Raw genomic sequence first — 11,309 nt, 5'->3', positions numbered from 1 at the left:
CCTGCTAAGCAATCAAATTATCAATTTCCTCCGCTGATAAACGTTTGAGTGCCTCCAGTGATTTAGTCAATTCGTCCTGCGCGTGGTCACTTTCGCCATTTTTTTCCTGCAGCGTGGCGCAGAAGTCCGCCAGCAGCGGTTGCTCGAAGACATCCTTGAGGCTGACCTCGTGCTGCAACTGTTCGCGCACCCGCACGAGCATCTGCACCGCCAGCAGCGAATGCCCACCCAACTCGAAAAAGTTGTCGCTGCGCCCGACCCGCTCGACCTTCAACACATCGGCCCAGATCGCCGCCAGTTGCTGCTCCAGCTCGCCTTGCGGAGCGCTGTAGGTGGCCTGCAGCTGACTGGAATCCGGCGCAGGCAGCGCCTTGCGATCCAGCTTGCCGTTGGCAGTCAGCGGCATGCTGTCGAGAACGATGAAATGGGTGGGCACCATATAATCGGGCAAGTGCGCCCTCAGTTCATTTTTCAGCGTTTCACGAAGGCTCTGCTGATCCTGATCAGGCTCGTTAGGCACCAGATACGCCGCCAACTGCCCGTCCAGCGCCAGCACGCTCACTTCGCGTATGGCCGGGTGCGCTTGCAACCGCGCTTCGATTTCACCGAGTTCGATGCGGAAGCCGCGAATTTTCACTTGATGGTCGATGCGCCCGGCGTAGTCGATCATCCCACCAGCCCGATAACGCGCCAGGTCGCCGGTGCGATAAAGGCGGCCACCCTCGCTGGAAAACGGGTCCGGCACGAAGCGTTCGGCAGTCAGCGCGGCGCGGTTGTGATAACCCCGCGCCAGACCGGCATGGCCGATGTGCAGCTCACCGCTACAACCCTGAGCGACCGGATTGAAATCGGCGTCCAGCACGTGCCACGACAGGTCCGGAATCGCCTCGCCTATCGGGCTGGCCGGGTTCTGCGTGTCGGCCAGCGTGATCGGTCGATAGCTCACGTGCACCGTGGTTTCGGTGATGCCGTACATATTGATCAGTTGCGGCGTCTGATCGCCAAAGCGCTCGAACCACGGCTTCAGGCTGGCGACGTCCAGCGCCTCGCCGCCAAAAATGATTTTCTGCAGCGACAGCGGTAGCGATGAATCACAGGCCACGCGCATCAGTTGCTTGAACGCCGACGGTGTCTGGTTGAGCACCGTGACTTGCTGTTCGACCAGCAGCGCATGGAATTCTTCCGGCGAGCGGGTCACTTCGCGGGGCACGATGACCAGTCGGCCACCATGCAGCAGCGCGCCAAAAATCTCCCACACCGAAAAGTCGAAAGCGAAGGAATGGAACAGCGTCCACACGTCTTGCTCGTTGAAATGGAACCAGTCATCCGTCGCGGCGAACAGGCGCATCAGGTTGTGATGGGCGAGCAAGGTGCCTTTCGGTTTACCGGTCGAACCCGAGGTGTAGATCACGTAGGCCAGGTTGGCCGGCGCGGTCTGATTGATCGGGTTTTCCGTGCTGTAACCGTCCAGTTTGTCAGCCAGATCGAGCGTCTGCACCTGTTCGGGGATCGGCAGTTTGTCAAGCAGCGGCGCTTGGGTCAGCAACAGTTCGATACCACTGTCGTGCATCAGAAAGCTCAGGCGATCCTGCGGATAATCCGGATCCAGCGGCACGTAAGCGCCACCGGCCTTGAGAATGGCCAGCAGGCCGACAATCATCTCCAGACTGCGCTCGGCGGCCAGCCCGACACGCATGTCCGGGCCAACGCCCTGTTCGCGTAGTTTGTGGGCCAATTGGTTGGCACGCTGGTTGAGCTGCCGGTAATTCAGTTGCTGATCGCCAAAACTCAGGGCGATGGCCTGCGGGTTACGCTCGACCTGGGCTTCGATGCGTTGATGCGCGCAGTGCTCGCTAGGGTAGCGCTGCACGCGTTGCGTCCAGGCGGTCGGCAATGCCAGTTCGCCGAGTGGCATGGTTGCCGATGCGCAGAGGCTCTGCAGCAGGTGATCGAAATGCGCCGCCAGCTGCAGAATGCCTTCGGCGCTGAAGTGCTGGCGGTCGTAACTGAAACGTACCGACAGCACCTCATTGGCCTCGACCACCAGGGTCAGCGGGTAATGCGCCTGCTCCTGATTGCGCAGGTCGCTGAAGACCAGACCGTCCGGCGCGCGCTGCAGGGCTTCGGACACCGGGTAGTTTTCGAACACCAGAATGGTGTCGAACAACGCCTCGCCACTGTTGCGCGCCCAGCGCTGGATGTCATACAGCGGCGTGTGCTCATGCTCGCGCAGAGCAAGGTTTTTCGCCTGCACCTGCTGCACCCAGTCGGCCACCGTCTGCTCGGCACGCGGGCTGGCGATGACCGGCAGGGTATTGATGAACAGCCCCAGCTGTTCTTCGACACCCGGCAACTCGGCCGGACGCCCGGCCACGGTCGCGCCAAAGGTCACACTGGACTGGCCGGTGTAGCGTTGCAGCAACAACAGCCAGGCCGATTGCAGCAGCGTATTGAGGGTGACGCGTTGCTCGCGGGCAAACGCGTTCAGGCGTCGGGTGCCGTCGCTGTCGATCAGCTGGATGTAATCGCCGTAGCCCTGCCCCTCGGCCGAAGACTTGAACGCTTGCAGCAAGCGGGTCGGCTCGTCCAGCTCCGCCAGTTCCGCAGTCCAGAAACGCTCGCTGAGCGCGGCATCCTGACGCTGTAGCCACTGAATGTAATCACGATAGCGGCCTGCCTGTTTCGCTGGCATCTGCCCGCTGTAGCGTTGCAGCACTTCACCGAGCAGGCGCGAACTGCTCCAGCCATCCATGAGGATGTGGTGGCTGGTATACACCAGATGCCACGCGTCATCGGCGGTGCGCAACACGGCCAGGCGCAACAATAGCCCTTGCGCCAGATCGAAGCCTTGCTGACGGTCGGTCTGCGCCCAGTCGTCGAGCCAGTTTTCTGGCTGACCACGCGCATCCAGCTCGACAAAGGGCACCTCGACCTGACGCTGCACCACTTGCAGCGACTGCTCGCGCTGGCTGACAAAACAGCTGCGCAGCACGTCGTGATGGTCCACCGCGGCCTGCCAGGCGTTGCGGAAACGCGGCACATCCAGCCCGCGAATGTTCACCCGCAACTGGTTGATGTAGTTGCCCGCGCGTTCATCGAATAACGAGTGAAACAGCATGCCCTGCTGCATCGGTGACAGCGGGTAGATATCCTCGATCTGGCCCGCCGCAATCGGCAGACCGTCAAGCTGCGCCTGGGTGAGGCGCGCCAGCGGGAAGTCCGACGGCGTAACGCCTTGATGCCCCGCCGTGCAATGTTCGATCAGGGTGGTCAGCGCCTGCTCGTAGCGACGCGCCAGGGTGTCGATGGTCGAGGCGTGATACACCTCGCGGCTGAAGCTCCAGTCCAGTTGCAACTGGCCGTCGAACACCTGACCGTTGAGGCTAAGCCAATTGCCCAGCGGCCCGTCCTCGCACAGCGCAGTGCCTGAACTGTCGGCACTCGGTACGAACAACGCGCCTTGGTGTTCGTTGAAGCTGCCGTCGAACTGGCCCAGGTAATTGAACGTGACACGCGCCTGCGGCAAGGCGGCCAATTGCTGCGCGAAAGGCGCTTCACCCATATAGCGCAACACGCCGTAACCAATGCCCTTGTCCGGCACTGCACGCAATTGCTCCTTGATGCCACACAGGCTTGCCCCCGGCGCGATCTGCGGCGTGAGGCGCACCGGAAACAGGCTGCTGAACCAGCCGACGGTGCGGCTCAGATCGGTCTCGTCGAACAGGTCTTCGCGGCCATGCCCTTCCAGCTGGATCAGCACCGAGGGCTGCTGACTCCATTCGCAGAGAACCTGGGCCAGCGCCGTCAGCAGCAGGTCGTTGACGTGCGTGCGGTACGCGGCGGGCGCGACTTTCAGCAGCTTGTGGGTCAGGTCCCGGCTCAGCCAGGAAGATGCATGGGCCGCGTCGCGATTGCGCATCGTGCCTTCGGGCTTGTCACGAGGCAGCGGCTGGTCTTCGCCCTGCAAGGCCTGCAGCCAGTAATCGCGCTCGGCCTTCAGCGTCTCACCGGCCGCATACTGTTGCAATTGCTCGGCCCAGCGCTGGAGCGACGTGGTTTTTGCCGCGAGTAATACTGGCTGGCCTTGCGCCAGGGCGAGGTACGCGTGTTGCAGGTCTTCCAGCAACACCCGCCATGACACGCCGTCCACCAGCAGATGATGAATCACCAGCAACAGACGCTGTTCGCCTTGTGGCAGGTTGATCAGCACGGCACGCAATAGCGGGCCATTTTTCAGGTCCAGGCTGCGTTGCGCCTCATCGGCCAGCTCAGGCAAGCGCTCGATGCTGTCCAGCTCATGAGTCCAGAGCAGCTCACGAGCGTTCAGCACGCCGAAGGTGGCCTGCCATTGGCCGTCCTGCTGGGTGAAACCCAGACGCAGTGCGTCGTGCTGCTCGATCAGCGCAGTCAATGCAGACTGAAGATGAGCAGCCTCCAGCGTTTGCAACGGCTTGAGTATCAACGCCTGATTCCAGTGCTGACGCTCGGGGATGTCCAGCTCGAAGAAACGCGCCTGAATCGGCAGCAACGGTAACGAACCGCTGATCTGCTCTGCCACGGCTGCGGGCTTTTTCTGAATCAGTTTCGCCACCGAGGCCAGTTGGCCGATGGTCTGTTTTTCGAACAATTGCTTGGGGCTGAGCTTGATGCCCTGGCGCTTGGCGCGGGCAATGATCTGCAGGCTGAGAATCGAATCGCCGCCCAGTTCGAAGAAGTTGTCGGTGCTGCCGACCTGTTCCAGTTTCAACACATCCGCCCAAACGGCAGCGAGCTTTTCCTCGATCTCGCCGACCGGCGCGGTGTAACGCTGTTTGACCACGCCGGGCCTGGGCAAGGCGCGCTTGTCGAGCTTGCCGTTGGCGGTCAGCGGCAGACTGTCCAGCAGCATGATCTGCGCGGGCACCATGTAGTCCGGCAAGCGCGCAGTCAGTTGCTCGCGCAGGCTGTCGATACTCAGGTGCGCCCCGCCTGCCGCCACGCAATAGGCCACCAGTTGCAGGCGGGTCTGATCGTCATCGATGGGCAACGCCAGTACGCTGACCTGCGCCACCGAAGCCAGGCCCAGCAACACCCGCGCGACCTCTGCCGGCTCGACACGATAGCCGCGCACTTTGACCTGATCGTCGGCCCGGCCGATGAATTCCAGCAGGCCCTGATGATTGCGGCGCATGCGATCACCGCTGCGGTAGACGCGCGTGCCGTCCTGCGCGAACGGGTCCGGCACGAAGCGCTCGGCGCTCAGCGCAGGCTGGCCGATATAGCCCAGCGCCACGCTGTCACCGCCGATGTACAGCTCACCGGCGACCTGAGTACCCACAGGGTTCAACACGTCGTCCAGCACGTAGGCGCTGGCCCCCGGCAACGATGTGCCGACTGGCACGCTGCGCAGAGGGTCGCCAGCGTTCACCCAAGTGGATACACATACATCCTGTGGGAGCGAGCCGGGCGACATCAGCACCTCATAAGTCAGCACACCAACAGTGGTTTCGCTCGGCCCGTAGTGGTTGATCACCCGGCAACCCGGCTTGAGCTGACGCACCTGCTCGATCAGCGCTGGCGAGCAGGCTTCGCCGCCGACAATCAGTGCATGCTGCGGGAGCACGTCGGCTGGCTGACCGGACTGCAACAGCGCGGCCAGATGACCGGGGACGATTTTCAGCACGCCCACCTGATGCTCGGCCATGTAGGCCGCAAAGGCATCCGGGTCGAAACCCAGCGCCTCGGTCAGCACGTGCAGCGTGCGTCCCGAACACAGCGCGCCGAACAGCACGGTATGGCCGAGGTCGGCGGCGATGGTCGAGACCAGCGCCATGCTCGCCTCGGGTGCCAGTTGCAATTGCTCCGACAAGCCACGCAGGTAACTGGCCAGTGCGCTCTGGCTGACCAGCACACCTTTTGCCTGGCCGGTCGAGCCGGACGTATGAATCACGTAGGCCGCCGAATCGGCTGAAGGCCGGGTGTCAGGGCGACTGACAGGCAGGTCCTGCCACAGCGCAGGCGTCCAGGTCAGGCCCTGACAACCGGCAACACCCAGCGACGTCTGCCGCACATCACCCTCGGCACACAGCAATACTCTTGCCTGCGCATTGACCAGCATCTGTTGCAGTCGTGCATCGGGGGCTTTGACGTCCAGCGGCATGTACACGCCGCCGGCCTTGAAAATTGCCAGCACGGCCGTCAGCCAGTCCAACGAACGCTCCATCAATACCGCGACCGGCTGGCCCTCGCTGATGCCCATGCGGATCAGGTGATGGGCCAACTGATTGGCGGCCTGCTCCAGTTGCAGCGTGGTCAGAGTGCGCTGCAGGCAGCGGGCTGCCTGGGCATTAGGTTGCCGTTCGACCTGTCGGTCCCACAGTTGCAGCATGTGCGGCGCGGGTGCGCGAGCGTCGCGCCTCGGCTCGACCGCGAGTGCTCCCAGGCTGAATAGCGGGGCGTGGGGCGTATCGAGCAGGGTTTCGAACAGCGCGAGCAGTTCCGGGATGAAACCTTCGACGGTGGTGCGTCGATACAGGTCGCTGGCGTAGGCCATGTCGCCGTGGATCAGTGTGCCGTCGTCAGTGATGTCCAGCGCCAGGTCGAAATGTGCGCCCTGTTTGTCGAAGGCATATTCGCTGACCTCCAGCCCGGCCAGCCTGAGCGCGGTTTTCTGCTTGAGGACCACGTTCTGGTTGAACTTGGCTTGGAAGAGCGGGTTGTGGCCCAGGCTGCGCTCGGGTGCCAGTTGATCGACCAGTTGTTCGAAGGGCACGTCCTGATGCGCCTGCGCACCGAACGAGGTGTCGCGAATCTGCGCCAGCAGGTCAAGGTAGCTCAGGCGTTCATCCACCTGGCAGCGCAAAACCTGGGTATTGATGAAGAAACCGATCAAGCCTTCGGTTTCAGCGCGACCGCGGTTGGCATTCGGCACGCCGATGCGGATATCGCGCTGCCCGGCCTTGCGCGACAGAAACAGCGAAAAGCCGGCCAGCACCAGCATGAACAGGGTCATGCCCTGCGTGCGCGCAAAGGCGTTGAGCCGCCGCGACAGGTCTACACCGAAATCGAAACGCAGGTGCTCGCCCTGATAGCTCTGCGTGGCCGGACGCGGGAAATCCGGTGCGGCGTCCAGCAGCGGTTGCTCGTCACCCAACCGGTGACGCCAGTACTCCAGCTGACGTGCGCCCTCGCCCGCCTCCAGCCAGCTGCGCTGCCAGATCGCATAATCGGCGTATTGCAGCGGCAGTTCCGGCAGCGCGGGTTCGCGGCCCTCGCAGTACGCCTGATAGCAGTGCACGAACTCCTGAATCATCACATCCATCGACCAGCCGTCGGAGACGATGTGGTGCATGCTGACGATCAGCACATGCTCGTCGTCCGCGAGGCGAAACAGGTGCGCGCGCAGCAGCGGCCCGGTGCGCAGATCAAACGCTTGGCCCGTGACTGTGGCCACTTGCAGCGCCAGCTCGGCATCGCGCAGTTCGCCATCGGCCAGACCGGCCAAATCAATGCTTTCCAATGCGACTGTCTGGTCGTGCAGCAGCACTTGCTGTGCCTGATCGCCATCAGTGTGAAACACCGTGCGCAGCACCTCGTGGCGTTCGATCAGATGATCGAACGCGCGGCGCAACGCCGACTCGTTCAACGTGCCGCGCAGACGCAGGCCGGTAGTCATCTTGTACGCGTCGCTCGAGGGATCGAGCTGCCAGAGGAACAGCAGGCGTTGCTGAGCGAAGGACAGCGGAATGGCGCTGACATCATGCCGGCTGACCGGCACCGGCAACAGGCTGAAATCCTTGCCTTCCTGGCGCAACCGGGCGAGGAACTGTTGGCGTTGCTCCAGCGACAGGCCGACAAAACGTTTCGCAATGCGTGCAGCAGTGGTCCCGGTCATGCGCCGAATTCCTCCAGTGAATCCATGAACTGGTCCATGTCGCTCCAGTCGTTATCCGTGCTGTTGTCGGTCAGCGCTGTCACTTCGACGGCGAGTTCACCGAGCAGCGGTTTTTCGAACAGGCTGCGCAGCGGAAGGCTGATGCCCAGTTGCGTCTTGATCCGGGCGATGACTTGCGCGGCGAGCAGCGAATGCCCGCCCAGTTCGAAAAAGTGATCGTCGAGGCCCACCTGGGGCGCATGCAGAACGTCCGCCCAGATGGCCGCCAGGCAGATTTCCACCTCGCTGTGCGGCGCCCGATAACGCGCCTGCAACTGGCTTGCGTCGGGGGCAGGCAATGCCTTGCGGTCCAGCTTGCCGCTGGGCGTCAGGGGCAGCTCGGGCAACAACAGCATGTGCGTCGGCACCATGTAATCCGGCAGGCTGGCTTGCAACTGGCTGCGGATGCTTTGGCGCAGGGCCAACTGTTCGGCCTCTGTAGACGCGGCAACGTCCGGCACCGCGTAGGCGACCAACTGCGTGCTGCCCGCCAGTTCGACGGCCAGCACCACGGCCTCGCGCACGCCCGTGCATTGCTGCAGGCGCGATTCGACCTCGCCCAGCTCGATACGGAAACCGCGAATCTTCACTTGATGATCGACCCGGCCGATATACTCGACAGCGCCATCGGTGCGCAGTCGGGCGCGGTCGCCGCTGCGATACAGGCGCTCACCGCTGACAAACGGATCGGCGACAAAACGTTCGGCGCTCAGGCCGGGCTGGGCGTGATAGCCCCGCGCCAGACCAGGACCGCCGATGTACAGCTCGCCCACCGCACCTTGCGGCAGCAGGTTCATTTGATCGTCGAGAACGTACAGGCGTCGTCCTGCCAGCGCCTGGCCAATCGGCACGCCGCGCCAGGACACCTGCTGCGGGGTCAGCGTGCTGCAATCATGGATGCTCGACACCACGGTAGCTTCGGTCGGGCCATAGGTATTGAGCAGGCGCACATGCCCGAGCCCGGACTTGTGCCACAGGCGCAGCCCCTCGACGGCCATGGCTTCGCCGCCGACATGCACCTGGCGTAGCGCGCCGTAATGTGCGGGCGGGCTGGCGGCGAAGTCCTGAACCAGCGTCAGCCAATAGGCCGCGGGCAAGTCGGCGAGGGTCACGCCGTGCTCGACGATGGCCTGATGGAAGGTGGCGCTGTCCCACAGGCGCTCGTCACGCAGCACGACGGCCGCACCACGACACAACGGTGGGTAGAACTGCTCGACGAAGCCATCGAAGCTGTGGGTGGCGAACTGCAGGACCCGGTCGCCTTCGCGCAGGTCACTGTAGTTGGCCCCCAGGGCGACGAACTCGGCCAGGGCCGCATGACTGATCGCCACGCCTTTGGGCCGCCCGGTCGACCCTGAGGTGTAAATCACGTAGGCCAGGCTGGCCGGATCAATCGGGCCGTCGAGGTTGTGCACGCTGGCGGTTTCGCTGTTCATCCGATCGATGCACAGGCATTGCATGTCAGCCAATTCAGGCAGCCCGGTCAGCTGATCGCTGTGGGTCAGCAGCAGTTTCACGCCACTGTCCGCCAACACATGACGCAAGCGTTCGCTCGGCGCATTCAGGTCCAGCGGCAAATAGGCACCGCCAGCCTTGAGCACGGCGAGCAGCGCCACGGGCATGTCCAGCGAACGACCCAGCGCCACGCCGACCAGCACGTCCGCGCCGACACCCAGCTCGCGCAGCTGCCAGGCCAGACGGTTACTGCGCTGGTTCAGTTCGGTGTAGCTCAGGCCTGGCGATTGACCTTCACGGGCGAGGATCAGTGCCGGGGCCTGCGGCGTGCGCTGTACTTGTGCCTCGAACTGGCGATGCGCGGGGGTTGTGGTGTCAGCTTTGGTGGCATTGTCGACATCCAGCAGTTGCGTGCGCTCGTCGGCCGAGAGCATCGACAGCTCGGCGATGGTCTGCAGCGGGTCGGCACAGACAGAGGCCAACAGGTTGCGCCAGTGCCCGGCCAGGCGAGCGATGGTCGACTCGTCAAAAATGTCGGTGGCGTAGGTGAAGGCGGCATGCAGTTGTTCGCCTTCACCGCTGGTGGCCAGCATCAGGTCGCTGGCGGCAGCGTGCGAGCGCTGCGCCAGTGCCTGTTGTTCGGCGGGCAGATTAGCCACGCGCAGGCCGCCGCTCAATTGCTTGTCGAGCAGGTCGGCCACCACCGGCTGGTGATTGAACATCACCTGAAATAAAGGGTTATGGCTCTGGCTGCGCTCCGGCTGCAGGGCGTCGATGATGGCGTCGAATGGCAATTCCTGATGCGCCTGGGCACCGGTCGAGGCGTCGCGCACGATATTCAACAAGTCGACGAAGCGGGTCTGCGCCGTCACTTCACTGCGCAGTACCTGAGTATTGATGAAGCAGCCGATCAGCCCTTCGGTTTCGCTGCGGGTGCGGTTGGCGATCAGGCCGCCAACACGAATGTCGGTCTGCCCGCTGTAGCGATGCAGCAGGCTTTTGAAGGTCGCCAGCAGCACCACGAACAGGGTCACGCCCTGGCGTTGCGCGAGGCTTTTCAGGTTGCGCAGCAGCTCGGGCTCCAGTGCCAGCTCCAGGCGAGCGCCGTCGTGGCTGGGCAAGGCCGGATACGGACGGTCGGTGGGCAGCTCCAGCAGCGGATGCTCTTCGCCCAGGTGGCTGCGCCAGTAGTCCAGCTGACGCGCCTGCTCACCGGCTTCCAGCCAGCTGCGTTGCCAGACTGCGTAATCGCGGTACTGCACAAGCAGCGGCTGAAAAGGCAGCGGTTTGCCGGCCAGCAGCGCGTCGTAGCCGCGCAGCCATTCGTCGATCAGCACGTTCATCGACCAGCCATCGGTGATCATGTGGTGCAGGTTGAGCAGCAGCAGGTGCTCCTGTTCGGCCAGACGCAGCACCTGCACGGTGAACAGCGGCCCGCGCTGCAGATCGAAGGTTTGCGCAGCCTGTTCGGCCATGGCCTGACGCGCACTGGCCCAGCGCTGTTCGGGCGGCAAGGCGCTCAGATCGGTCAGGCGGATGCTCACTGGCGCTGGCGGCGCAACACGCTGAAATGCCCGATCGCCCTCCTGGCCGAAGGTGGTGCGCAGGCTTTCATGTCGTTCGACCAGCGCACTGAATGCCCGATCCAGCAAAGGCAGTTCCAGCGGACCGTTCAGGCCCACCGACATCGGCAGGTTGTAGGCCGCGCTGTGCGGGTCCAGTTGCCAGAGAAACCACATGCGTTGCTGGGCATAAGACAGACCCTCACGCTCGGCCAGCCCGGCACAGGAAGGGATCGGGAACAGCGAGAAATCCATGTTCTCCTTGCGCATGCCATCGAGGAACAGGCGGCGTTTTTCAAGGGGTAACTCGACAAAACGGCGAGCGAGTTTCTGGGCGTGTTCGGGGTTCATGGGTCGATCCTTGCTGAGTGGGGCTGACC

2 protein-coding genes are annotated in these 11,309 nt (G+C 63.3%); both read right to left on the bottom strand.

The features are described 5' to 3' along the window. Window positions 1–4: 4 nt before the first annotated feature. A complete protein-coding gene (locus V476_RS20930; protein ID WP_024960450.1) occupies window positions 5–7,873 on the bottom strand; it encodes a non-ribosomal peptide synthetase in 7,869 nt (2,622 codons plus the stop codon). Further along, on the bottom strand, window positions 7,870–11,280 hold the full coding sequence (locus V476_RS20925) for a non-ribosomal peptide synthetase (protein WP_024960449.1): 3,411 nt from the start codon (window positions 11,278–11,280) through the stop codon (window positions 7,870–7,872). Before V476_RS20925 ends, V476_RS20930 begins: the two co-directional genes overlap by 4 nt. Window positions 11,281–11,309 lie beyond the last annotated feature (29 nt).

The organism is Pseudomonas syringae KCTC 12500 (assembly GCF_000507185.2).
Lineage (GTDB): Bacteria > Pseudomonadota > Gammaproteobacteria > Pseudomonadales > Pseudomonadaceae > Aquipseudomonas > Aquipseudomonas syringae.
The sequence above is the reverse complement of the archived record's forward strand: the minus strand, read 5'-3'. Positions and strand labels throughout refer to the sequence as shown.